At 68.3% G+C, this 23931-nt stretch carries 21 protein-coding genes; 6 read left to right on the top strand and 15 right to left on the bottom strand.

Annotated elements, in window-relative coordinates:
• Positions 1 to 7: 7 nt before the first annotated feature.
• The 3 genes from G6N35_RS00030 to G6N35_RS00040 are packed head-to-tail and all read right to left on the bottom strand — an operon-like array spanning position 8 to position 3731.
• Entirely contained in the window at positions 8 to 1768 is a 1761-nt protein-coding gene (locus tag G6N35_RS00030; RefSeq protein ID WP_163802241.1) for an ABC transporter ATP-binding protein, read from the bottom strand.
• Positions 1765 to 3489 (bottom strand): ABC transporter ATP-binding protein, encoded by a 1725-nt coding sequence (locus G6N35_RS00035; protein ID WP_246224144.1) that lies wholly within the window; start codon positions 3487 to 3489, stop codon positions 1765 to 1767. Before G6N35_RS00035 ends, G6N35_RS00030 begins: the two co-directional genes overlap by 4 nt.
• Positions 3486 to 3731 carry an MbtH family protein gene (locus tag G6N35_RS00040; protein WP_163807368.1) on the bottom strand — a complete coding sequence of 82 codons (246 nt, stop codon included), beginning with the start codon at positions 3729 to 3731 and terminating at the stop codon, positions 3486 to 3488. Before G6N35_RS00040 ends, G6N35_RS00035 begins: the two co-directional genes overlap by 4 nt.
• A gap of 126 nt (positions 3732 to 3857) precedes the next feature.
• Between G6N35_RS00040 and G6N35_RS00045 the strand changes: the two genes are divergently transcribed.
• The gene (locus G6N35_RS00045; protein WP_163802242.1) at positions 3858 to 4802 is read left to right on the top strand and encodes a methionyl-tRNA formyltransferase; all 945 of its coding nucleotides are present in this window, start codon (positions 3858 to 3860) and stop codon (positions 4800 to 4802) included.
• Here the strand turns inward: G6N35_RS00045 and G6N35_RS00050 are convergent.
• From G6N35_RS00050 to G6N35_RS00070, 5 genes are read right to left on the bottom strand one after another with little or no spacing between them, the layout of a single operon-like run.
• The gene (locus G6N35_RS00050) at positions 4786 to 5592 is read right to left on the bottom strand and encodes an ABC transporter ATP-binding protein (protein WP_163802243.1); all 807 of its coding nucleotides are present in this window, start codon (positions 5590 to 5592) and stop codon (positions 4786 to 4788) included. The two genes, G6N35_RS00045 and G6N35_RS00050, sit on opposite strands and share 17 nt — an antisense overlap.
• Positions 5589 to 6641 carry a FecCD family ABC transporter permease gene (locus tag G6N35_RS00055; RefSeq protein ID WP_163802244.1) on the bottom strand — a complete coding sequence of 351 codons (1053 nt, stop codon included), beginning with the start codon at positions 6639 to 6641 and terminating at the stop codon, positions 5589 to 5591. The genes G6N35_RS00050 and G6N35_RS00055 overlap by 4 nt, the downstream gene beginning before the upstream one ends.
• On the bottom strand, positions 6638 to 7618 hold the full coding sequence (locus G6N35_RS00060; protein ID WP_163802245.1) for a FecCD family ABC transporter permease: 981 nt from the start codon (positions 7616 to 7618) through the stop codon (positions 6638 to 6640). Before G6N35_RS00060 ends, G6N35_RS00055 begins: the two co-directional genes overlap by 4 nt.
• Positions 7619 to 7673: 55 nt before the next feature.
• On the bottom strand, positions 7674 to 8477 hold the full coding sequence (locus G6N35_RS00065; protein WP_163802246.1) for a siderophore-interacting protein: 804 nt from the start codon (positions 8475 to 8477) through the stop codon (positions 7674 to 7676).
• 24 nt (positions 8478 to 8501) lie between these two features.
• Entirely contained in the window at positions 8502 to 9617 is a 1116-nt protein-coding gene (locus tag G6N35_RS00070; protein ID WP_163802247.1) for a transporter substrate-binding domain-containing protein, read from the bottom strand.
• 139 nt (positions 9618 to 9756) lie between these two features.
• On the opposite strand from G6N35_RS00070, the gene G6N35_RS00075 reads away from it, so the two are divergent.
• Positions 9757 to 10104: a hypothetical protein gene (locus tag G6N35_RS00075; protein ID WP_163807369.1), complete on the top strand. Its 348-nt coding sequence runs from the start codon at positions 9757 to 9759 to the stop codon at positions 10102 to 10104.
• 19 nt (positions 10105 to 10123) lie between these two features.
• Here the strand turns inward: G6N35_RS00075 and G6N35_RS00080 are convergent, their stop codons facing one another.
• The 3 genes from G6N35_RS00080 to bluB all read right to left on the bottom strand — a co-directional run bounded on the left by G6N35_RS00080 (position 10124) and on the right by bluB (position 15119).
• Positions 10124 to 11767, bottom strand: coding sequence for a peptide chain release factor 3 (locus G6N35_RS00080; RefSeq protein ID WP_163802248.1), 1644 nt, complete (start codon positions 11765 to 11767; stop codon positions 10124 to 10126).
• Positions 11768 to 11833: 66 nt separating this feature from the next.
• Positions 11834 to 14401 carry a DEAD/DEAH box helicase gene (locus G6N35_RS00085; protein ID WP_163802249.1) on the bottom strand — a complete coding sequence of 856 codons (2568 nt, stop codon included), beginning with the start codon at positions 14399 to 14401 and terminating at the stop codon, positions 11834 to 11836.
• Positions 14402 to 14453: 52 nt separating this feature from the next.
• The gene (bluB, locus tag G6N35_RS00090; protein WP_163802250.1) at positions 14454 to 15119 is read right to left on the bottom strand and encodes a 5,6-dimethylbenzimidazole synthase; all 666 of its coding nucleotides are present in this window, start codon (positions 15117 to 15119) and stop codon (positions 14454 to 14456) included.
• Between the two features lie 126 nt (positions 15120 to 15245).
• Between bluB and G6N35_RS00095 the strand changes: the two genes are divergently transcribed.
• Entirely contained in the window at positions 15246 to 16193 is a 948-nt protein-coding gene (locus tag G6N35_RS00095; protein WP_163802251.1) for an alpha/beta fold hydrolase, read from the top strand.
• Here G6N35_RS00095 and G6N35_RS00100 read toward each other — a convergent pair.
• Positions 16183 to 17520, bottom strand: a complete 1338-nt coding sequence (locus G6N35_RS00100) for a flavin monoamine oxidase family protein (RefSeq protein ID WP_163802252.1) — start codon at positions 17518 to 17520, stop codon at positions 16183 to 16185. The two genes, G6N35_RS00095 and G6N35_RS00100, sit on opposite strands and share 11 nt — an antisense overlap.
• Before the next feature lie 113 nt (positions 17521 to 17633).
• Here G6N35_RS00100 and G6N35_RS00105 point away from each other — a divergent pair, with 113 nt between their 5' ends.
• A complete protein-coding gene (locus tag G6N35_RS00105; RefSeq protein WP_163802253.1) occupies positions 17634 to 18611 on the top strand; it encodes a TIGR03617 family F420-dependent LLM class oxidoreductase in 978 nt (325 codons plus the stop codon).
• A gap of 73 nt (positions 18612 to 18684) precedes the next feature.
• Here the strand turns inward: G6N35_RS00105 and G6N35_RS00110 are convergent, their stop codons facing one another.
• Positions 18685 to 19797, bottom strand: coding sequence for an Rv3169 family protein (locus G6N35_RS00110; protein ID WP_163802254.1), 1113 nt, complete (start codon positions 19795 to 19797; stop codon positions 18685 to 18687).
• Positions 19798 to 19799: 2 nt separating this feature from the next.
• A complete protein-coding gene (locus tag G6N35_RS00115) occupies positions 19800 to 20975 on the bottom strand; it encodes a phosphotransferase family protein (RefSeq protein ID WP_163802255.1) in 1176 nt (391 codons plus the stop codon).
• A 163-nt stretch (positions 20976 to 21138) separates the two neighbouring features.
• Here G6N35_RS00115 and G6N35_RS00120 point away from each other — a divergent pair, with 163 nt between their 5' ends.
• Both G6N35_RS00120 and G6N35_RS00125 read left to right on the top strand, forming a co-directional pair.
• Complete coding sequence (locus G6N35_RS00120) at positions 21139 to 21741, top strand: TetR/AcrR family transcriptional regulator (protein ID WP_163802256.1); 603 nt, start codon at positions 21139 to 21141, stop codon at positions 21739 to 21741.
• A 31-nt stretch (positions 21742 to 21772) separates the two neighbouring features.
• A complete protein-coding gene (locus G6N35_RS00125; RefSeq protein WP_163802257.1) occupies positions 21773 to 22660 on the top strand; it encodes an SDR family NAD(P)-dependent oxidoreductase in 888 nt (295 codons plus the stop codon).
• Here G6N35_RS00125 and G6N35_RS00130 read toward each other — a convergent pair.
• Positions 22657 to 23880 (bottom strand): HNH endonuclease signature motif containing protein, encoded by a 1224-nt coding sequence (locus tag G6N35_RS00130; protein WP_163802258.1) that lies wholly within the window; start codon positions 23878 to 23880, stop codon positions 22657 to 22659. The two genes, G6N35_RS00125 and G6N35_RS00130, sit on opposite strands and share 4 nt — an antisense overlap.
• Positions 23881 to 23931 lie beyond the last annotated feature (51 nt).

A 23931-nucleotide genomic window follows, 5' to 3' on the forward strand; every position in this document is an offset into this window, starting at 1 on the left:
AGATGATTCAGTGCGTTGCGGCCCACGCACGCCAGAGCCGCGCGTAACGTCCGCCGGATGCGACGAGCTCGTCATGGGTGCCGGTTTCGACGATGCGGCCGTGGTCCATGACGGCGATACTGTCGGCGCTGGCGGCCTGGGTGAGCCGATGCGCCACGATCAGCGTGGTGCGTCCGGCGGTGGCGGCCGCCGCCGCCGCCTCCAGTTCGGTGGCGTGGGCGCTACCCGCTTCGGCGGTGGCCTCGTCGAGGACCACCACCGCTGGGTCGGCCAGGACCAGCCGGGCCATCGCGATGTGCTGTGCCTGCGCGGCGGTCAACTCGGTGCCGTTCTCGCCAACCGCGGTGTCGAGACCCTCGGGCAAAGCCGCCACCCAGTCGGCTGCCCCCACCCGGCGCAGCGCCGCCCAGATCTGGTCCCGACCGGCGTCCGGGGCGACCAGTCGCAGGTCATCGAGCAGCGGCCCGGCGAAGACGTGCACCTCCTGAGTGATCGTCGCGACCCAGCGGCGCAGCTGGTCTGCATCGATGTCATCGACCCCGACTCCGCCGATCCGCACCTTTCCGCGGGTCGGGCTGAGCAGCCCGGCGACCAGGGCCGCCAGGGTGGTCTTGCCGGCACCGGTGGCACCGACGACCGCGCACCGCGATCCGGCCGGGATGCGCAGGGAGACCTCGCGCAGCACCGCGGAGCCCGAGCCGTAGGAGAAGGAGACCCGGTCGATCTCGACATCGGTACCCGATGGCGTGGGGGCTCCCTGCGCGGCGGGAGAGGGCACAGTGGGCGGGATGTCGACAACCCCGACCAGCCGGGCCAGGCTCGCGCCCGCCTCCTGCGCTTCGTCGAAGTTGTACATCAGCATCCCGATCGGGTTGAACAGCCGATGGAACATCAGCGCGGCTGCGGTCACCTGCCCGACGCTGACCGCACCCGATCGAGCTAGCAGGAAGCCGACCACCAATGTTGCTGTCAGGCCGATGAATTCGGCCCGATTGACCCTGCCGACGAGCCGGGTGAACAGGGTGAAGACGGTGATCGACAGATCGCGGGCGTGCGCCGAGGTGTTCTCGATCTGGGCCAGATGCCGGTCGTGTATCTCGTAGGCATCGATGGTCTTGATGCCTTGCACGGCTTCGACGGTCACCTGTGTGCGGGCCGCGATCGACACCCGTTCCTCGGCGTAGATCGGCCCGGAACGGGGCAGATACCACCACAATCCGGCGGCGTAGGCCGGGATGCACAGCGCGCCGGCCAGTCCCAGTCGCCAGTCCAGGCTCGCCATGCCCACCAGGGTGACCACACCGAGGAAGAGCGCGTTGAGGATGGTCGGCAGCACCTGGGACACCGCCTTGGCGACGGTGGCGACGTCGGCGCCGACGCGGGAGAGCAGGTCCCCTCTGCCGCTCTCCTCGATCGTCGTGGCGGGCAGATCCAGCGCCCGCTGCATGACCTGCTCACGGAGGTCCGCGACGGTGTGGGCGCCCAGCCTGGCGATCAGATAGGCCGAAAGTCCGGTGCCCAGGCCGCCGGCCAGGGCGGCGGTGGCGATCACGGCGGCCAGTCCGGCCAGACTGCCTGCGGTGCCGCCCTCGCGGACCCGGTCCACCAGCGTCCCCAGCAGATACACCGGGACGGTGGCAGTGGCCGCGGCGAGCAGGCCGACGCCGATGGCGGCGCCGGTGGCGCCGGGCCGGTGGGTGAGGTCGGTGCGCAGCCAGGCCAGGGTGCGCCCGGTCGAGGCGACCGGGAGTACGGGACGGGGGGTCATCGCGCCACCCGCCGTCGGTACCCGGGGTCGGTGTCGAACAGTTCACGGTGCGTGCCCTCGGCGTGCACCCGGCCGTCGGACAGCACGATCACCCGGTCAGCGGCCGCGAGAAAGGCTGGGCTGCTGGTGAATACGATGGTGGTGCGGTCCGCGCGCAGCCGGCGTACCCGCTCGGCGATGTTCTGCTCGGTGACGGCGTCGACGGCCGTGGTGGGATCGTGCAGCACCAGCACCTCGGGGTCGGCTGCCAGCGCCCGGGCCAGCGCGATGCGCTGGCGCTGACCTCCGGACAGGCTGGCGCCACGTTCGACCACGGGATGAGCGAGGCCGTCGGGATGCAGGTCGACAACGTCCTGGGCGCAGGATGCCTGAAGGGCCGCGCTCACCGCGCGATCGTCGGCGCTGGCGATGTCCAGGTTGGATTGCACGGTGCCGCTGAACAAGTCGCTGTGATGGTGCTCGACCAGCAGGGTGTGCCGCCGCTCGCCGGGGGCGATCTCGCCGAGACCGCGGCCGCCGACGCGGACGACTCCGCCGGCGCGGACCTGGCCGGACAACACGTCGACGAGGGCGGCGGCGGCACGCGGATCGGCGGCGAGCACGGCGACGAACTCGCCGGGATCGATGCGCAGGTGCAGCCCGTCCAGCCCGTGGTGGGTGGCATTCTCGACGATCAAGGGCCCGCGTTTGACCGCGGGCGCGGCGCTGAGTTGCCGATGCCGGCTGGGGGAGCTGAGGACGGTGGCCACCCGGTTGGCCGACGCCCGCGCTTCGGCAACCCAGCTGGGGACGATGGCCAGCAGGGAGAACGGCTCGATCAGAAACTGAGCCAACCCGATCACTGTGATGAGTTCGCCCACCGACACCGCGCCGTGCAGTGCGAAGTAGGACGCCAGCACGGCCACCGCCATCGCGGCCACCGCGCCGGCGGCCGCGGCAGCTCCTTCGTGCAGGCTCTGGATCCGGGCGGCCCGCAGGGTGGCCTGCAGCGACCGGCGGCTGGCGGCCCGGTAACGCTGGGCGGCGTTGCGCTGTGCACCGATGCCCTGCAGCGGGCGCTGCCCGCTGATCAGGTCGGTGGCCAGGGCGCTGGCCCGGCCCACCGCGGCCTGCTGATCCTCGACTCGCCGGGCGATCAGCGGGGCGGTGATCTGCAGACCGGCTACCACCATCGGTACGCCGATGAGCACCATCAGTCCCAGCGGTACGTCGATGCCGAGCAGGATCGCCCCACAGGTAATGGTGGCGACCACGGCACCGGTGACCCGTGGCACGTAGTCGAGCACGTAGGAGGTCTCGTCGGAATCGGTGGAGGAGATCGACAACAGTTCACCGGTCTGGAAGTCCGTGGTGATGCCCAGCGGGTGTAACACCTTGCGGCTCAGCTCGACCCGCAGCAGGTGGGACTCGCGGGCGATGGCGAACATCAGCAGCCGGGCACCGTAGCGGTACACCAGGGTCAACACCACGAAGAGTGCGGCCAGCACCGAAACCCAGGTGAGGATCGCCTGCACGCTGCCGGTGCTGACGGCGCGGTCGACGATGACTCCGATGAGGACGGGAACCGACAGCTCGCAGATCTGATGCAGGCCGATCAGGCCGGAGCCGGGAATCAACCAGCGCCGGTTGCGGCTGACGGTGCGGCGCAATACCGCACCACCGGTCCACGGCGCGCTGGGAGCGGTGCTCAGGTCTTCGGCGTGACCTGCGTTGGCGGTCAAGCTCGCTGGACCGCGTCGGCGGCGCCGTCCATCTGCAACCGCAGGCTTCGTGGGCGCATGTCGGTCCAGTTCTCGTCGACGTAGCGCAGCGCGGCGTCGCGGTCGGTTCCCTCCGGTCCGCCGAACACCACGGTCCAGCCGGTGGGGACCGCGGCGAACGTCGGCCACAGCGAATGCTGGTCCTCGTCGTTGACCAGCACCACGAACCGACCGTCAGGGTCGTCAAAAGGATTGGTGGACAAGGCGTTCCTCCCGTGAATGTTGCAGCCCGGGCCGCTGTCCAGGTAGCTCACCAGCGGTCCGTTGGGCATGCTATCAAGGTTAGGCTAACCATAGTTGGCTACGTTTTCGTGAGGGAGGTCCGGTCGATGCGGGTGGTCATGTTCGGCTATCAGACATGGGGGTACCGCACGCTTGCCGCGTTGCTGAAGTCCCGCCACGAGGTGTGTCTGGTGGTGACGCATCCGACAAGTGATCATGCCTACGAATCGATTTGGGCGGATTCGGTGGAGGACTTGGCCAGAGCGGCTGGGATCGAGGTGTTCCTGGCCAAGCGACCGACTCCCGAATTGACCGAGCGGGTCGCCGCGTTGGCGCCCGATGTGATGGTGGCCAACAACTGGCGCACCCGGATTCCCCAGGAGTTGTTCGGCATTCCGTCGTACGGCACGGTGAATCTGCACGACTCGCTGTTGCCGCGGTTCACCGGCTTCTCCCCGGTGATCTGGTCGCTGATCAGTGGTGCCTCGCACACCGGCCTGACCGCTCATCTGATGGACGACGACCTGGATACCGGTGACATCCTGGTGCAGCGCGCCGTCGAGATCACCCCGGTCAGCACCGGCACCGACCTGGTGCTGGCCACGTTGGATCTGGTGCCGGAGGTGCTCGAGGAGGCACTGGACGGTCTGGAGAACGGGACGCTGACCCCGGTGCCGCAGGATCTGGGCGACCGGACGTTCTTCCACAAACGGTCCGAGCAGGACGGGCTGGTCGACTGGGCCTGGCCGGCCAGCGACATCGAACGATTGATTCGGGCTTTATCGGACCCATATCCCAACGCCTACACCTTCTTTCGCGGTCAGCGGCTGCGGCTGATCCGCGCACACGTCTCGCGGTGCACCTATGGCGGAACGCCCGGCCGGGTGTTCGTCGACGAGGACGGTGGCATGGTGATCGTCGCCGGTGCCGATGCCTACCGCGGCGGCTCGCCGGGGCTGGTGCTCGACGTCGTCCGCACCGACGACGGCACCGACCACAGCGCGCTCGATTATTTCCGGCGGGGTGGCGGCTACCTCACCGCCGCTCCCTGAGGTGGGCGCCGGCGCGGGGAACGATCAACGGGGTGCCGGTCTGCGGGTCGTCGATGATCTGGCACCGTAACCCGTAGACGGATTCGACCAGCGTCTCGTCGACGACCTCGCGCGGATTGCCCTGGGCGACAATACGACCGTCCTTCATCGCGATGATGTGGTCGGCGTAGCGGCAGGCATGGTTCAGATCGTGCAACACGGCCACCACGGTCCGGCCATGCTCGCGGTTGAGCATCGTGAAGAGGTCGAGCAACTCCACCTGATGGGTGATGTCCAGGTAGGTGGTCGGCTCGTCGAGCAGTAGCAGCGGGGTCTGCTGTGCCAGCACCATCGCCACCCAGACCCGTTGGCGCTGACCGCCGGACAACTCGTCGACCAGTCGTCCCGACAACCCGGTGATGGCGGTGCACCGCATCGCCTCGGCCACGGCGGCCTCGTCGTCGCGCGACCACTGCCGGATGACCCGTTGATGGGGGAACCGTCCGCGCGAGACCAGATCGGCCACGGTGATGCCCTCGGGCGCGGTGGCACTCTGCGGCAGGAGACCCATCCGCCGGGCCACCTCCTTGGTGTGTAGCGTGCCGATCTCGCTACCGTCGAGGATCACCTTGCCCGCCGACGGGCGCAGCAGCCTGGCCAGGGTGCGGAGCAGGGTGGACTTGCCGCAGGCGTTGGGTCCGACGATCACAGTGATCCTGGCGTCGAGTATCTGCACGGACAGATCGGTGATCACCGGTCGGTCGCCGTAGCCGATCGAGAGATGTTCGGCGGATAGTCGGCTCGCCGTCATCGCGGCCCCTTTCTGGACTGAGCGACAAGCAGATACACCAGGTAGCCACCCCCGAGGGTGGCGGTGACCGCGCCGACGGGAAGTTGTCCGCCGGGGAGCACGCGCTGTGCCACGACATCGCTGACCAACAACAGCACCGCTCCCATCGCCGCCGCGGGTGCCAGGCTGATCCCCGCGCCGGCGGTGCAGCGACGGGCGATCTGCGGGGCGGCCAGCGCGATGAACGAGATCGGCCCGGCCGCCGCACAGGCCACCGCGACCAGTGCCACCCCGCCGACCAGATAGCCGAACCGGAGACGTTCGGGGCGCAATCCGAGGCCGCCGGCCACCGCGTCGCCCATCTGCAGCACCGACAGCGCGGGCCCCATGGTTGCCAGCACGGCTACCACGACCCCCAAGCAGGCGGCCATCGGCAGCACCTGCGTCCAGCCCAGCCCGTTGAGCGTGCCCTGTTGCCATACCGAGGCGGTCAGGGCGGTGTGGAAGTCCAATCGCACGACGATCCACTGGTTGACCGAACTGAGCACGGCGCCGACGGCGATGCCGACGACGATGAGCCGGTACCCGAGTAGGCCATTGCGGTAGGACAGCGCGTAGACGATGGCCGCCGTGGCCAGGCCGCCGACGAGCGCCCCTGCCGCCACCCGGTAATACCCGCCGCCCGCCGCGGCCAGCGCCACCAGTGCCCCCGTGTAGGCCCCGGTGTTGATGCCGATGATGTCCGGGCTGCCCAGCGAATTCTGGGTCAACGCTTGAAAGATGGCGCCCGAGATCCCGAGTGCCGCACCCGCCAGCAGCGCCATCAGCATCCGCGGCATCCGCCACTGCAGCACCACGGTGCGGTCGAAGGAGGTGTTGGTGCCCAGCAGCACCCGCATCACCTCCGTCGGGCTCACCGGGTACGTGCCGGAGCCGACCGCCCACACCGCGACCAACGCGGCCACCGCGAGCATGGTGCCGACCGCTGCCACGGTGCGCCAGGACACCCGCACCGAGGCGCGCCCGCTGCGCACAACCGCCTGACGGCGTCCGAAATCGACCGGGATCATCCGGTTTTCGTACCGTTCTTGCGGATCAGCCAGATCAGGACGGGCGCGCCCAGGAACGCGGTCACGATTCCGGCCGGCAGTTCGGCTGGCCTGATGAGCACGCGTCCCAGGATGTCGGCCGCCAAGAGCAGGACTGGTCCGGCGACACACGAATAGGCCAGGATCCAGCGCCAGTCCGGGCCGGTGAACCGGCGTACCGCGTGCGGAACCATCAAGCCCACGAATCCGATGGGGCCGGCCCCGGCCGTCGCGGCCCCCGCCAGCAGGGTGACCGCGACCAGGCTGATCCCTTGGGTGCGGCCGACATTGGTGCCCATGCTGTGGGCGAGGTCGTCGCCGAGCGAGGTCACATTGAGTGACCTGCTGACGGTCAGGCACAGCACAGCGCCGACGACGATGAACGGGGCGATGGCCGCAGCGACCTCGAGCGGTCGTCCGTCGAGTGCTCCGCTGTCCCAGAAGCGCATGTTGTCGAAGGCTGACGGGTTGCGCAGCCGGATGGTGTACCCGAAGCCGTCCATCACCGCACCGACCGCGACCCCGGCGAGCAGCACCCGAACCGGAGTGGTGATGGCCCGCCCGGTCATGCTGATCGCGGCGACCACCGTCATTGCCACAAGTGCACCGGCGAAGGCGAACCAGATGTAGGTCCAGATCCCGTGGACGCCCAGGAAGGCGATCGCGGCGACGACCGCAAGCGCTGCTCCGGAGTTGATCCCGAGGATTTCGCTGTCGGCCAACGGATTTCGGCCAACAGCCTGGATCAGGCTGCCCGACAGGGCGAGCGCGAGACCGACCAGGACACCGAGCACGGTGCGGGGGATCCTCAGCTCGCGCACGATCCACTGGTCGCCGACGTTGCGGTAGTCGACGATCGCCGACCACACCGTCGGCAGCGTGGTGGTGTTGGTGCCGATCGCCAGGCTCGCCAGACACATCACCCCGAGAACGAGGGTGGCCGCGAACAGCATGGCCATGCGGTGTCGGTGGGTCGCCGACGGTGCGGAGACCACGGTAGTGGTGACCACGAGTTCAGAGGCCCGCTCGTTCGAGCGCGTCGTCGAACTCCTCGAAGGCCACCTTCTCGCTCTTGCCTGCCGTGAGGGCGCGTTCGTAGACCGCGACGACGTCGTTCTCGACGAGTGCGAAGCGGGCATCCCAGGTCTCGGAGTCCCGGCGCCAGTAGCCGGTGATGTCGTACTGGTCGATGCGCCACCCGCGGGCGCGCAGGTGTTTTCGAATCTGCCGTGATTCGGCGGCCTCCCCGGCGAACCAGCAGTATCCGGTGCCGGGGGAGTCGACCTGTGCCATCCGCTCTGCCAGGGAGCCTGGTGCACAACCATTTCCGGCGCCGATGCTGGCGAGCACGGTCACGTCGGGGTGCTGCGGCAGATAGCGCAGATCGGAGTCGTCGACGACGTCCACGATGGCGGTGGTCGGCAGGCCACCGGGCAGCTCCCCGATGATGCGGGCGAGCGCCGGAAGTCCCGACAGGTCGGCGAGCAACAGCTGCCAATCGCAGCCGCCGGGTCGGCGGTACCAGGAGCGGGCGTGGTCCAGGACGACCTGGTCACCGGGGCGCGCGGCGAGGGCCCAGGCGGTTCCGGGGCCGCGCTCGTGCAGGACGACGTCGATCGTGACCCGATTCCTGTCGTGGCGGCGGACGGTGTAGTTGCGGCCCTCCTCCGGTGCGGTGGCGTCGAAGTACACCGCCACTGCTGAGTCGGCGCCGGGCGCAACGGCCAGCGCAGCCGGGTCCAGAACGTCCAACGTGATGCGACGGATTCGCGGAGTCACCTCGAGGGTCTCGGCGACGACGGCCAGCGAACTGCTCATTTAGGGTAGGTTACCCTAATAATGTCAGCCGCCGGCTTTGCCCTCCTCGCTGCCGAACCACTTGGCTTTGATCATGTCGTAGGTGCCGTCCTCACGCATCGAGAGCAATGCTTCGTCGACCTGCTGACGTAGCGGGCTGCCGGGGCGGAAGACGATGCCGTAGTCCTCGTTCTTAAAGATCGGCCCGGCGATCTCGACGGCACCCGAGCCGCCGTGGCGCGCGTAGTACTGCAGTACCGGTGCGTCGAACACCGTGGCGTCGAAATCGCCCTTCTTCAGGCCGGCGTAGCAGTCCTCGATAGTGCGGGCGCCGGTGAAACTGATCCCCAGATCGCTGAGGAAGTGCGTGGAGGTGGTATTCGCGACCGTGCACACCGACTTACCGAAAAGATCGGTGGGCGAGGAGATTTGGGCATCGAAACGCTCGACGGTCAGATTCGCCGTCAGGGTCGCGGTGTAGTAGGCGACGAAGATGATGCTGACGAACGCCCACAGCAACCCCATGCAGCGGGCCAGCCAATGTCGCGGGGCGTCATCGGGTTGGGCGGCAAGGGTTCCCAGGCCCCACCCGAACGCCTGCAATACGCCGGGAAAGTAGGACTTGGACACCATCGAGTCGGTGTGCCGGCGTTCCACCAGCCAGGTGATGTGGGCCGGGATCACCGTGATGATGAAGGCCGCGCCCAGCCAGCCCAGCATCGACCAGGAGAACAGGAGCTTGAGGAAGTCCATCAGTCCGGGCGTCGACTTCTGCGTGGCGCCTGCCTTGGTGAGGATCTGCAACCCGGCATTGAGCGTCGGCTGGGAGAAGTCGAAGGTCTGCACCCGGTCGGCCGTGATCGAGACAGCGCTGGCGCCGGCGTCGGCGGCGCCGGTCTTGACCGCATCCAGCACGCCATTCACACCGTTGGCATCCAGAAACGTGGTGCTCCAGCCGAGCCGCTTGGTGATCTCCTCCCACAGGTCGATGGTGAAGCCGGTCTTCACGCCGTCATGGGTGGTGACGAACGGGTCCAGATCATGGGTGGCCAGCGTGACGGTGCGCGACTCGGCTCCCGCTGGTGCCGCCAACGCTGGTAAGCCGGCGATGACCCCCAGCAGCAGGATGACGCTGAGCACAGCACGCACTCGTGAGGCCATTTCCCCCCGACCTTCCTGTCCCACTCATTCTGGTTGGACCAGCCCTAGAATAGACGCGGCCGTCAATTGTTGTCCGCAGGCGTCACGTCATGGTTGAAAATCGCGGCGATGCGGGTAAGCGGTTGTCATGGCAATGAACATGGCAATGAAGAAGATGTCCCTGACGTCCGTTGTCCTCGCCGGTGCCGCAGCAGCGGCCATCGCCGCCGCGCCGCTGGCGTCGGCCGAGCCCGCCTGCGTGAACCCCGACGGCACCGCCTGCCCGACGGCTACCGCCGGCCCCGGTGGCGCCTCGGGTGCGATCCCCGGTGGTCCCGCCGGTGAGGCCGGCTCAGGTGGTGCCTCGGGAGTCATTCCCGGCGGGCCCGGCGGATCGGCAGGCCCGGGCGGGGCCAGCGGCGCTATCCCCGGTGGCCCCAGCGGCTCGGCTGGCCCGGGCGGCGCCACCGGCTGCATCCCGTACGTGGGCTGCGCGTCGGTCGGCTGAGCGCTGAGTGCTCAGTGCCTTAGTTGTCGCCCGCGGCCACCAGCGAGCGCAGCGTGACGCTCGGGTTGTCCTCCTGAAAGCCCTGCAGCCGCCACTTCGTGGTGAACAGCGCCAGCATGACGCCGTCGGTGCGGGTGAGGACCTCCATGGAGACCTGCTTCTGCAGGAACTCGGCGTCCTCGGGGGCGCAGGCGCGGGCCACCGTGTAGGGCAGGAACTCCAGCGTGATGGGTGCGCTGAACTCGGTGGCCATCCGGTGGCTGGCGACCTCGAACTGCATCGGGCCGACGGCCGCGAGCACGGGCGCCTGATCGCCGCGGCGGTCCGAGCGCAGCACCTGCACCACGCCCTCTTGGTCGAGTTGCTCGATGCCCTTGCGGAACTGCTTGTGCTTGCTGGGGTCGGTGCCGCGGGCCACCGCGAAGTGCTCGGGGGAGAAGCTGGGGATCGGCGGAAAGTGAACGGGCACATCGCGAAACAGCGTGTCGCCCGGGCGCAGCGCCGCCGCGTTGGCAAGTCCGATGACGTCACCGGGCCAGGCGCTGTCCAGGGTGGAGCGCTGCTGACCGAACACCGACTGGGCGTACTTGGTGACGAACGGCTTGCCGGTGGCCGCGTGGGTCAGCACGTCACCACGTTCGAACGAGCCGGAACACACCCGGGCGTAGGCGATGCGGTCGCGGTGCGCGGAGTCCATCCCGGCCTGCACCTTGAACACGAAAGCGCTGAACGGGGATTCGACCGGACGAACGTTGCCGTCGGCGTCGCGTTGGGCGCCCGGCGGCGGCGCCAGCCGGACCAGATTGTCCAGCAGCTGGTTGACGCCGAAGTTCAATGCCGCCGAGGTGAACAGCACCGGCGTGGTCTCGCCCCGCAGGAACGACTCCTGGTCGTGATCGCCGCCGTCGGCGGAGAGCAGTTCGCATTCCTCGACCGCGTTGATCCAGTCGACCCCGGCGGCCTCCTCGGCCCGGTCCGGCGTGATGTGCTCCTCGGGGGCCGCGGTGGCCCCGCCCGCGGTGCGGGTGAAGCGGATGAAGTTGCCGGTGCGGCGATCCAGCACGCCCTTGAAGTCGCCGGCGATACCCACCGGCCAGGTCAGCGGCGTCGGTTTGAGGCCGATGCGCTCGGCGATCTCGTCGAGCAGTTCCAGCGCGTGACGGCCCGGTCGGTCCCATTTGTTGATCACGGTCAGGATCGGGATGCCGCGGTGACGGCACACCTGGAAGAGCTTGAGGGTTTGCGGTTCCAGACCCTTGGCGGCGTCGATCAGCATCACCGCGCAGTCGACCGCCGACAGCACCCGGTAGGTGTCCTCGGAGAAGTCGGCGTGCCCGGGGGTGTCGAGCAGGTTGATCACGCAGTCCTGACCGTCCGGTGAGGTGTACGGGAACTGCAGTGCGGTGGAGGTGATGGAGATACCGCGGGCCTGTTCCATCTCCATCCAGTCCGACACGGTGGCGCGACGGCCGGCCTTGCCGTGGATGGCGCCCGCCTCGGTGATCACCCGGGCGTGCAGCACCAGGGCCTCGGTCAGGGTGGACTTGCCGGCGTCGGGGTGGCTGATGACCGCAAAGGTTCGGCGACGACCGGCTTCGGCGGCCAGGCGGTCGGCGGCCTTGCCGGTGGGGGCGGTCCGTACTTCGGTGTCGTGATCTGTCATGACGGTGCTGATGGTATTGGCCGCGGATGCCAAACAGCCAATCGCACCGGTGTGCTGCGGGCCCCGCTAATCCAGCCGACCAGCGTCGAGGAGCCGGATGACGGCGGTTCCCTCCTCGTCGGAGGCCGCCAGGTCCACCTCGGCCTCGAAGGCCCAGTCATGGTCGCCGGCCGGGTCGTCCAGGATCTGGCGCACCCGCCATACGTCGGGCCTGCGGTCGAAGATCAGCATGGCGGGACCGCGGGCGTCGGCTCCGGTGCCGACATCGTCGTACTCGTCGAAGTAGTCGTCGATGACATCGTCCCAGCGCTGCGCGGTCCACCCCGATCCGGAGTCCAGCGCGCCGAGTTCAGACGAACGGCGCCGGGCGAACAGCTCGACGCGCCGGAACAGGGCGTTGCGCACCATGGCGGTGAAGGCCCGCTGGTTGCCGGTCAGCGGGCGGGGACGGCTCGGCACCGAGACTGCGACGGCGTCGGGCTGGTCCGGGTTGGTGAGTTGCTCCCACTCGTCGAGCAGGCTGGAGTCGACTTGGCGCACCAGCTCGCCGAGCCATTCCACGATGTCGGTGAGTTCCTCGGTGCGCGCGGCTGCCGGCACCCCCGACCGCAAGGCCTTGAAAGCGTCGGAAAGATAGCGCAGCACCGCACCCTCGGAGCGGGTCAATCCGTAGACACTGACGAACTCGCGAAAGGTGAAGGCCCGCTCCCACATTTCGCGCACCACCGACTTCGGCGACAGCCGGCCGTCGGCAGCCCAGGGATTGCTGCGCAGATACACCTCGAAGGTGTGGCGCAGCAGCTCGTCGAGCGGCTTGGGATAGGTCACGTCGTCGAGGAGCTCAATACGCTCCTCGTACTCGATTCCCTCGGCCTTCATCGCGGCGACGGCTTCACCCCTGGCCTTGTTCAGCTGCGCGGCCAGGATCTGGCGGGGGTCTTCCAGCGTCGCCTCGATCACCGAAACAACCTCGAGCGCATAGCTTTCCGATGCCGGGTCGAGTACCTCCATCGCCGCCAGCGCGAACGTCGACAGCGGCTGGTTGAGGGCGAAATCCGGTGGCAGGTCGACGGTGAGCCGGTAGCGGCGACCATCGGGGTCGGGCACGGCGAGGCGTTCGAGGATTCCGGCCTGCAGCAGTGACCGGGCGATGCCGACCGCCTCGCGGATGTGGGCGAGCTGGCGTTTGCGCGGTTCGTGATTGTCGGTGAGCAGCCTGCGCATCGCCACGAACGGGTCGCCGGGGCGGTCCACGACATCGAGGATCATTGCGGTCGACACCCGCATGTTGGAGGTCAGCGGTTCGGGGACCGCGTCGACGAGCCGGGTCATGGTGGCCTCGCTCCACGGCACCATGCCCTCGGGGGCCTTGCGGCGCAACAGTTTTCGGCGCTTCTTCGGGTCGTCGGCAACCTTGGCGAACTGCTTGAGGTTCTCCACCTCGTGGTCGGGTGCCTGAACCACGACGGTGCCGGCGGTGTCGTAGCCGGCCCGCCCGGCCCGCCCGGCGATCTGGTGGAATTCACGTGCACTGAGCAACCGGGTGCGGGTGCCGTCGTACTTCGACAGCGCGGAGAACACCACCGTGCGGATCGGCACGTTGATCCCGACGCCCAGGGTGTCGGTGCCGCAGATGACCTTGAGCAGACCGGCCTGGGCGAGCTGTTCGACCAGCCGCCGGTACTTGGGCAGCATGCCGGCATGGTGCACACCGATGCCGTGCCGAACCAACCGCGACAGCGTGGTTCCGAACGCCGAGGAGAAGCGGAACGCCCCGATGAGATCGGCGATCGCGGCCTTCTCCTCCTTGCTGCAGACGTTGACACTCATCAGCGCCTGCGCCCGCTCCAGCGCGGAGGCCTGGGTGAAGTGCACGACATAGACGGGCGCTCGCTTGGTGTCGAGCAGGTCGCCGATGGTCTCCTGCATCGGCGTGGTCGCATACGAATAGAACAGCGGGACCGGCCGCTGCGCATTGGCGACCAGTGCGGTGGGACGGCCAGTGCGCCGGGTGAGGTCCTCGCGCAGGAAGGTGACATCGCCCAGCGTCGCCGACATCAGCAGGAACTGTGCTCTGGGCAGCTCCAGCAGCGGCACCTGCCACGCCCAGCCGCGGTCCGGGTCGCCGTAAAAATGGAACTCGTCCATGACCACCAGGCCGATCTCGGCATCGGCACCTTCCCGCAGGGCGATGTTGGCCAGCACCTCGGCGGTACACGTGATGATCGGCGCGTCCGCGTTGACCGCGGCATCGCCAGTCAGCATGCCGACATTGGCCGCCCCGAACACCTCGCACAGAGCGAAGAACTTCTCGTTGACCAGTGCCTTGATCGGTGCGGTGTAAAAGCTGCGGCCTTGTTGCTCGGAAGATCGAGCCAACGCCGCGTACAGCGCCCCGGTGGCCACCAGCGACTTGCCCGACCCGGTCGGCGTTGCCAGTACGACGTTGGCGCCGCTGACCAACTCGATCAGGGCCTCCTCCTGGGCGGGGTACAGCGCGGTGCCGCGCTGTTGTGCCCACGCGGCGAAGGAGCCGAACAGCCGGTCGGGGTCGGCGCCGGCCGCGCGGAGCCCGGCCAGTTCACTCGGGTCGGAGAGGAGGACGGAAGACGGAGAGGACGACGGAGAGGACATTGTGAGCACCAGCGTGCCCGATCTGGGCGAGCAGATCCACGCCGAGCGGTTCTCAGTCGTGCAGTGAGGTCGCGGTATCCCAACTGTTTTCGCTGACGAACTCGGCCAGCGGCCGTCCGAATGCCCACTTGTCTAGTTCCAAGGCAGGCCGGTCGGGGAAGTCCGGCACCGGTCCCAGACACAGGACCGCGACAGGGTCGGCGCCCTCGGGCATAGCCAGCAACTCGGCCAGACCGCGGGGGTCGAACAGCGACACCCAGCCCATCCCGAGCCCCTCGGCTCGGGCCGCCAGCCACAGGTTCTGGATGGCGCACGACACCGAGGCCAGGTCCATATGCGGCATGGTGCGCCGACCGAAGACATGCGCCTCGCGTCCGTCGCCGAGGGCCACCACCAGCAGCTCGGCACAGTCCAGGATGCCCTCGACCTTCAATGCCAGGAACTCGTCGGCCCGCTGGCCCAGTGCGGTCGCCGTCAACCGGCGTTCGGCGTCGACCAGGGCGTGGATGCGCCGGCGCAACCCGTCATCGGTGACCCGGATGAACCGCCACGGCTGCATCAGGCCGACGCTCGGGGCGGCGTGCGCGGCGGCCAGCAAACGGGCCAGGACCTCTTCGGGCACCGTCGACCCGGGGGTGAAGCGGCGCATGTCCCTGCGCTCGGCGATCACCCGGTAGACCGCCCGCCGCTGCTCAGTGGGAAACGCGTGGTCGGGCACCTGGCCATCCTAGGGACGGGGCACGGTGCGGTAACGACGCGGTCGAGTCTGGCATTGCCCGGCACGCGGTGCGGTTAGTCTGTGGATCCGGTGCGGCAACGTTGCTGCACCAGGCGAGGAGTCACCATGCCAGCGTCACCAGTGGCCACCGTTCGTGGCCCTCAGCTGCCGCCCGGGCGGACCGTCAACGTCCGCGCCGCCGACGGGACCCGCCTGCACACCGAGGTCTTCGGCCCCGAAGACGGTTATCCCATCGTCTTGGCCCACGGCATCACCTGCGCGCTGCGGGTCTGGCACGAACAGATCAACGACCTGTCCCGGGACCACCGCGTCATCGCCTACGACCACCGCGGCCACGGCCGCAGCGGGCTGCCGCACCGCTCGGCCTACAGTCTCGACCACCTCGCCGGCGACCTCGATGCCGTCCTGGCCGCCACGCTGCGGCCGGGGGAGCGGGCCGTCATCGCCGGCCACTCCATGGGTGGTATCGCGATCAGTTCCTGGGCTGAACGGCACTGCGAGCGCGTGACCGAACGTGCCGATGCTGTCGCCCTGATCAACACCACCACCGGTGACCTGCTCGAGGAGATCAACCTGCTGCGGGTGCCGACGGTGTTCGCCGGCGGGCGCTCGCTGGCGGCCAAGCGGATGATCCAGGCCTTCGGCGGGGCGCCGCTGTTGCGTGGTGCGCAGCCCGGCAGTCGGTGGTTCGTCACGCTGATGGCGGTCGGCGCCGACGCCGATCCGGCGGTCGCTGAGTTCATCCACGAGCTGTTCGCCACCACGCCGCCGTCGGGTCGCGGTGCATGGGCGCGGGTGCTGGTCGAGCAGATGGGACCGCGCCACATCGACCTGTCCGGACTGACGGTGCCGACCCTGGTGATCGGCTCCACCAACGACCGGCTGCTGCCCATGTGCCAGGCCCGCAAGATCGCCGCAGCCGCACCGAATCTGGTCGATCTGGTCGAGGTGCCCGGCGGGCACTGCGCGATCCTCGAGCACCCCGAGACCGTCAACGGTCACCTGCGTGCGCTGGTCAAGTCGGTGGTGGCCGACAGTCGGATCAGCTCCTGAGTGCGGCGCTGACCTCGGCGGCGGCTCGCTGACCGGAGCGCACCGCGCCGTCCAGGAAGCCGGTCCACTCGTCGGCCGTTTCGGTGCCCGCCCAATGCAGCGGCCCCACCGGTGTGCGCAGCAGCGGACCGAACTGTGTCCATGCGCCGGGCGGCACCGCGGCGGTGGGACCGCCGGGTGCGAAAGTCTCTGCGCCCCAACAGTGGTCGAGGTAGTCGATCGGATTCTCGGCGTCCACCCCGAACAACCCGGCGAAACCCTGGACGGCTTTGTCGCGGCGCTGCTCGGGCGGGAGAGCATCGAAGCCGCGGGAGTCGACGAAGCCGAGCAGCACACCGGGCCCGTCATCAGAAGGGCTGACGTCGAAGGTGATGAACACCGGACCCTCGTCGGACAGGGCCTGCCCGGAATGCCCGGCGGCGCGCCAGAATGGGCGGGAGTAAACGGCGTAGGCCTTGCTCAACGCGCCCTGCGGCCAGCTCTGGGACAGCTGCTGGTATTCGATCGGCAGTGCCGGGGCGATGTCGATACCCAGCCGGTGCGCGGGCGCGATGGCCAGGATGGCGCGGCGGGCCTCCACCACTCCGGCGCTCGACGTCACGGCCACGGCGTCGGCCGACCACTCGATCCGCGACACGGCCGCGTTCACCCTGACCCGGTCACCCAGTTCGGCGGCCATCTTGCGGGCGATCTGCTGGGTGCCGTCGTGGAAGTGGTCCTGCTGGGCGCCGCCGACGACGTCGAGCATGCGGTCGATACCGCCGGCGGCCTTGATGTAGCGCGCGGCGTGCAGCATCGACACGTCATCGGGTTCGGCGCCCCAGGTGACCCGGGCCATGATGGCCATCAGGTCCCGCGAGGAGGAGCTGGCGCCGACCGATCGCAGCCAGTCGCCCATCGACATACGGTCCAGATGCTGTGCCTTCGGCGCGGTCCAGGGGCTGCTGATATCGATACCGCGGGACAGCCGCTGCACCTGCCACTGGATCCGGCCGATGTCGAGCAGACTCAGGATGGACAGGCGCGGAATGGTGCCCCGGTAGGAGCGCACCCGGCCGCGCCAGCGGATCAGATTGGTGCCGGCGTTGTACGTCGGCGTCGTGGGGCAGCCGAGTTCGGCGGCCAGCTTCAGCACGGCGTCCTGGGTGGGGCCGACGAAGGTGCCGCCCAGATCGACGGGCACACCGGCCAGGGTGGTGGTGCTCGAGCGTCCGCCGACTCGGTCGCGGCCCTCCAGAACCACCACATCCAGGCCCTGGCGTACCAGCTCCCGCGCTGCCGTCAGCCCGGCGAACCCCGCACCGATCACCACCACGTCGTAACCCATACCTCCCAGTGTCCCGCCTTCGTCTCGCCCAAACCACCAAACCGGCGCACAACACCGAGTGGAGTGGGACGAATCGTCGACCTCGGTGTGAATTCGGTTACTGTCATTGACTTGTGAAGGTGCTCACCGCCCTGTTCGGGCCCACTGATGCCGTTGATCGTGCCCGCGCGCTGAAAGAGGCCGGCGCCAGCGGCGTCTTCACCTTCGAAGGCCCGCACGACGTCTTCGCCCCGCTGACGCTGGCGGCCGGGGTCGGCGGGCTCGACATCATGACCAACGTCGCAATCGCCTTCCCGCGCAATCCGATTCAGCTGGCTCACCAGGCCTATGACCATCAGCTGCTTTCCCAGGGCCGCTTCACGCTAGGCCTCGGGACTCAGATCCGAGCGCAAGTCGAGAAGCGCTACGGGGCGGCATTCGACAAGCCGGTTGCCCGGATGACGGAACTGGTTCGTGCGTTGCGGGCCATCTTCACCACCTGGGAGACCGGGGAACGGCTCGACTTCCGCGGCGAGTTCTACCGGCATACCCTGATGACGCCCATGTTCAATCCCGGCCCGAATCCTTTTGGGCCACCGCCGATCTACGTCGGAGCACTGGGGCCACGCCTGACGAAGGCCACTGCGGAAGTAGCCGACGGGCTGCTGGTGATGCCGTTCGGGTCGGCGAAGTTCCTGCGGGAATCCACGATGCCCGCGGTGCGCGACGGGCTGGCCGCGGCGGGGCGCTCGGAGGCCGATTTCACGATCGTTCCCGAGATCATCCTGTCGGCGGGTGAGGACCACGATGCCACCCGCCGGCTGCTGTCCTTCTACGGGTCCACCCCGGCGTACCGTCCGGTCCTCGATATCCACGGGTGGGGCGACCTGCAGCCCGAGCTCAACGCCATGTCCAAACAGGGCAAATGGCAGGAGATGGCCGGCCTGATCACCGACGAGATGCTGCACACGATCGCCGCCTGCGGCACGCCGAAGGAGATCGCCGAGCACATCCGCGGCCGGGTGGACGGTCTAGCCGACACGGTGTGCCTCTACCAGCCCGGCCCGATCGCCCTGGACACGGTGGCCGCGATCGTCGACGAATTGACCTAGTGCCCTTGCGTTGAGTCAGACCTCACGCAGCAGAAGTGCGAGTAGATGTCTGCGTGAGGTCTGACTGAACGGACTAGGGGGCGACGGCCAGCCAGTCGGCGAAGCCCGACGGGTCATGGCGGCCCAATGCGCCGTGCTCGAACAGGCCCCAGCCCTCCGAGGACTTGCCGCCGTCGTGGCACACCGCACGCCCGACGTGATCGATCACGCCGAAGCCGGAGCGGCCGATGATCGCCGGGTCGTTCATGTCGTAGGTGAGCCGCTCGGTGAACTTCTCGCCCTTCCAGGTGCCGTGGATCCAGTCCGAGTCGCCGCCGTAGCCGCCGCCGACGTGGATCGGCACCGGCAGCTTGGACTCCACCTCGAACCGCAGTGGGGCGCCGGATGAGTCGGTGGCCTCGATGGTGGCGCCGGTCGGAATCCGGGTGCCGGAACGGTAGTGGATCTTCACCCGTGGCCAGCCCAGTTGCTCCACCCGGCCGTCGCGCCAGATCCGCGTGCAGTCGTTGAGCGAGCGGAAGCCGTCGGGTGCCTCCTGGATGATGACGACAATCCCGAAGTCGTCGAAGGCCATCGGGACGTACAGCCACCACATGCCCTCGAACGGCGGGTCGGCCGGCCGGCCGGCGGGCTCGGGCTCACCGATCGGGCGGATGCCCCAGGAGCGGTCCCGGCTGCCGATCCACACCGACGGATCGACCTCGATCTCCTCGCCGTCGATCGTGATATGCCCTGCCCAGGAACCGACTTGGGCGAAGCGCTGAGCGTCCAGCGTGACCCGGCTGCCCTGCCGCATGATGTGCGGCTGTTCCTGCACCACCGGGAACAGGCCTTCCCAGGTGAGGTCGGCGGAAATCCCGTCGGTCTCATCGAGCACGATCCGCAGCTTCTGCAGGCCTTCGATGACCTCGACGCGGTAGCCGAGGACGTGCTGGTTGAGCCGATCCTGGTCGATAGCGTCCGACAGGTGCACGGCAGTCTGGGTGTCACCGCGGCGCACCAGGAAGAACGCGTCCTTCACCCCGAGGTTGGGGTAGTACCCGATGCCGGTGATGACGAAGATGTCACCGCTGCGGTCGTGGGCGTTGAAGTAGGACCGATCGTAGAAGTTGCGGTCTGAAGATCCCGGCCACGCAATCGGTTGCGGGACTTGGTGAACCGGGTATTCGTCCATGGGTCCGAGCATGGTCAGTTCTCCTTCGATTCCCGGGTCGCTTCGCTCCTGCCCTCCGCCTCGATGAGACGGCGCAGCAGGCTTGCGTGGTAGAACATCGACTCGACGTCCTCGGGCTTCTCGATCTCGCCGAAGTGCACCCGCCGTGCCCCGGTGCGCATGAACACGCAACACCAGATCACCCCGGAGTAGACGTAGAACCACGTCAGGTCGCCGAGTTCGACGCCGGTGAGCTTCCGGTAGGTGGCGCGGACGTCCTGCTCGCGCATCACCTCGGGCAGGCCGGGCATCCCGGCAAGGCCAGACAGCTCTTGGAAAACATTGTGCGCAAAGATGATCCAGGCAACGTCCAGCTCGCGGGGACCCAGCGTGGCCATCTCCCAGTCCAGCACGGCGACGGGGCGGAAGTCCTCGTAGAGCACGTTGCCGATCCGGGAGTCGCCCCAGGCCAGCACGGTGTCCTTTGCGGCGATCTCGGTGGGGAAGTTCTCCTCCAGCCACGCCAGCGACGTCTCCACCAGCGGCGAGCGTCCGATGTCGGGGACGGCGAACCGGTACCACTCCTGCAGCCAGTTCAACTGGCGGCGCAGTGGGGTGTCACCCGCAGGCACTGCCTCGGTGAGGAATCCGAAGGTCTTCTCCGCGTGAGGAATTGAGTGCAGCTTGGCCAGCACCTCGATGGTGGCATCCTGCAGGGTGCGCTGCTGCTCGGGGGTGGCGTCGGCAAACCAGTTGCCGCCGAACGTGTAGGGCATCACGTCGGGCGGGACGATGCCCGAGACGTGGTCCATCAGGAAGAACGGGCTGCCGAGCACCTCGCCCTTGGTGTCGATGAAGCGGACCTTGGGTACCGGCACGTCGGTCAATTCCTCGACCAGGCGGATGACGTCGAACTGGTGGTCCATCCGGTAGGTGATGAACACCGGGACGTCGTCGGTGGTCGGTGCCACCCGGGCGACCCACTTCTCCTCAACCTTCTTGCCGTCCTGTTCCCAGCGGCCGGTCAGGATGATCGTCTCCGACGACATGCCGTTGGAGTCGATACCGCTTTCGACGGTCACCTCCGGCTTGACTCCGCCGGGCAGCTGAGTGGACAGCCATTCAGAGATCAGCGCGGGCACCGTGCTGACGTCTCGGCCGGAACGCTGTAGGTGATCGACGTCGGTCTCGACGTTCGGTTGGTTGGTCACCGTTGTCCTCCAACCCCTATTTCGATACTGGAAGTAGCGTTATGAAAGCAGACCGTTGGACGGAAGACAAGGGTCACCGGCGTGAAGTCTCGGCCAGTGGGTTCGGGTGCTCGTGCTGCTGGTCGGCGCAATCCGGAGCGATTACGATACGCTGAGTAGCGTTATGAGTGCTGATCCGTCGTCGGTGGACAAGGCCGGGGCCGCGGGGCGTCCCCGTGATCCTCGCATCGATGCCGCGATCTTGCGTGCTACGGCCGAGCTCCTCGTCGAGATCGGTTATGCCAATCTGACTTTGGCTGCGGTCGCCGAGCGGGCCGGCACCACTAAGACTGCACTCTACCGGCGGTGGTCGAGCAAGGCCGAGTTGGTGCACGAGGCCGCGTTCCCCACCGCGCCGACCGCGCTGGCGGCCCCGGCCGGCGATGTCCCTGGCGATGTGCGGGCCATGCTGGCCGCCACCCGCGATGTGTTCACCAGTCCGGTGGTGCGCGCGGCGCTGCCCGGGTTGATCTCCGATATGGGAGCCGACCCGGCGCTCAACGCGCGGGTGATGGCTCGCTTCACCGGGCTCTTCGCACTCGTGCGTGATCGGCTGGTCGAGGCGGTGCACTGCCGGGAGGTACACCCGGATGTCGAGCCCGACCGACTCATCGAACTCATCGGCGGTGCGACGATGATGCGGTTACTGCTGGTGCCCGAGGGCGAACTCGATGACGACTGGGTGGACCAGACGACGGCGATCCTGGTGCACGGTGTCGCCTTGTGATGGGGTGCCCTGTGATGGAGAGGACGAAGCGATGACAGGACGGTTGGCGGGACGCGCAGCGATTGTCACGGGAGCCAGCCGCGGGCTGGGCCGAGCTACGGCTCTGGCACTGGCGGCCGAGGGCGCTGCGGTCGCGGTCGTCGCCCGCAGCACCCAGCAGTGGGACGAGCGTCTGCCCGGCACCATCGGTGAGACAGTCGCCGCCATCGAAGCCGCGGGCGGAACGGCCGTGCCTATTCAGGCGGATCTCCTTGAACGGGAGGATATTCCGCGGCTGGTCGACGAAGCGCGCGCCGCCCTGGGGCCGATCACCATCCTGATCAACAATGCTGCGTTCACCGCCCCCGGCCGCCCACCGAAAGCCGATGCCGCGCCCAAGACACCCAAGCCGGCGGGTGCCCCACGCGCGGGCAACGCCGACTGGCCGGGGTTCCTGTCGATTCCGCTTGGCGCCTACCGGCGGCACTTCGAGATCGGGGTGTTCGCCTCCTACGAGCTCATCCAGCTGGTGTGCCCGGATATGTTCGACGCCGGATACGGTTCCATCATCAATGTCACCTCGGTGGCTTCCCGGGTGCCCGGTGACGGTCCGTACCAGAATTTCGCAGGTGGTGTGCTGCCGGGCTACGGCGGCTCCAAGGCAGCGCTGGAGCACCTGACCTGGTGTGCGGCTTACGATCTGCAGCGACGCAATATCGCGGTCAACGCATTGGCGCCGTCGCGGCCGATCCCCACGCCCGGGCTCTCGTACTACCGCTCCGAATTCGACAGCACCTCGCCGGACGACGAGTTCGCCCGCGCTGCAGTCGAACTCACGCTGGTTGATCCCAATGTCGTCACCGGGCGCACCATCGGTCACCTCGACGTGCTCGACGGCAGCTTCAGCCCGTTCACCAACATCGAGAGCGCAATCGGCTAGTTGGTGCTTGGCGGGGGTTGCGGTTCGTAGGGTTGATACCACTTCCATTGGGCGCGTTCACCGGTGGGTCCGGGGTAGGGCCGCACCTCGGGTGGTGGGTGGCTGGGTGGACGTGCCAGTGGTTGGTCAGTCAGGACATCGCCGTTGCTGTCGGTGACGACGAGCTGGTCGGCGGGTCCGGTGATGGTGATCAGCCCTCGGTGGTGGGCGCGGTGGTGAAACGGACACAGCAGCACCAGGTTGGTCAGGTCGGTGGGGCCGCCGTGTTCCCAGTGCACGATGTGGTGGGCGTGCAGGCCGCGGGTGGCCGCACAACCGGGCACGGCGCAGGTCCGGTCGCGGTGTTCCAGGGCGCGGCGCAGCCGGCGGTTGACGGTACGGGTGGCCCGCCCGGCCCCGATGGGCCGGCCGTCGCGTTCGAACCACGCCTCGCAGGTGGCATCACAGGTCAGGTACTGGCGTTCGGCCTCGGGCATTAGCGGACCCAGGTGCAGTTCGGCGGCGCGCTTGTCGATGTCGAGGTGCACGATCACGGTGGTGTGCTGGCCGTGGGGGCGGCGGGTGGCCTCGGCGTCCCAGCTGTCGGCGATCAGGCGCAGGAACGCCTCGAGGTCACCGGGCATCGGCGGGGCGCTCTCGCAGCCGGGATCGCAGGTGGTCCTCCACTCGGTGATCAGCGCCTCGCGGTGGGCGGCGATCGCGGCGTCGACCGTGGCCGCCTTGGCGTGCGGCAGTGTGATGCGCCACCAGGCGAACTGGTCATCAGAGCCCCGGGTGAATGAGGGCTGTGGGTCCGGCCGCGGTTTGGTCCGCGGTTCGAGTGCGACGGCGGTGCGTAGCTGGCTGACGCTGGCGACCGAGGCCAGCTGGGCGTAATGCTCGTCGGAGCCCTCGGCGGCGCGGGCGGCGATCACGCCGACCTGATCCAGTGACAACTGCCCCTCCCGCAGCCCCTGGACGCAGCGGGGAAAAACATCGAGCCGGCCCGCCACGGTAGTGAAGGTGTTGGCGTTGGTCGATGTGGTGCCCAGTTTCCAGGCCACCACCGCCGCTACCGAGCGTGCACCCGTCATGCCGCACAACCCGTCGCGATCCAACTCCGCGACGATATCCACGATGCGTCCGTCGATCGCATTGCGCTGACCGGCCAACTCCGCCAACTCCTCGAAGAGCACCTCGAGGCGCTCCTTGGGTGTGGTCACCACCGTCGACGAGGACATGACGCCATCATGGCAGCACCCACCGACACGTTCTGCCCGCGCGTGAACGCC

The organism is Mycolicibacterium anyangense, from assembly GCF_010731855.1.
In the GTDB taxonomy this organism is placed as follows: Bacteria; Actinomycetota; Actinomycetes; order Mycobacteriales; family Mycobacteriaceae; genus Mycobacterium; species Mycobacterium anyangense.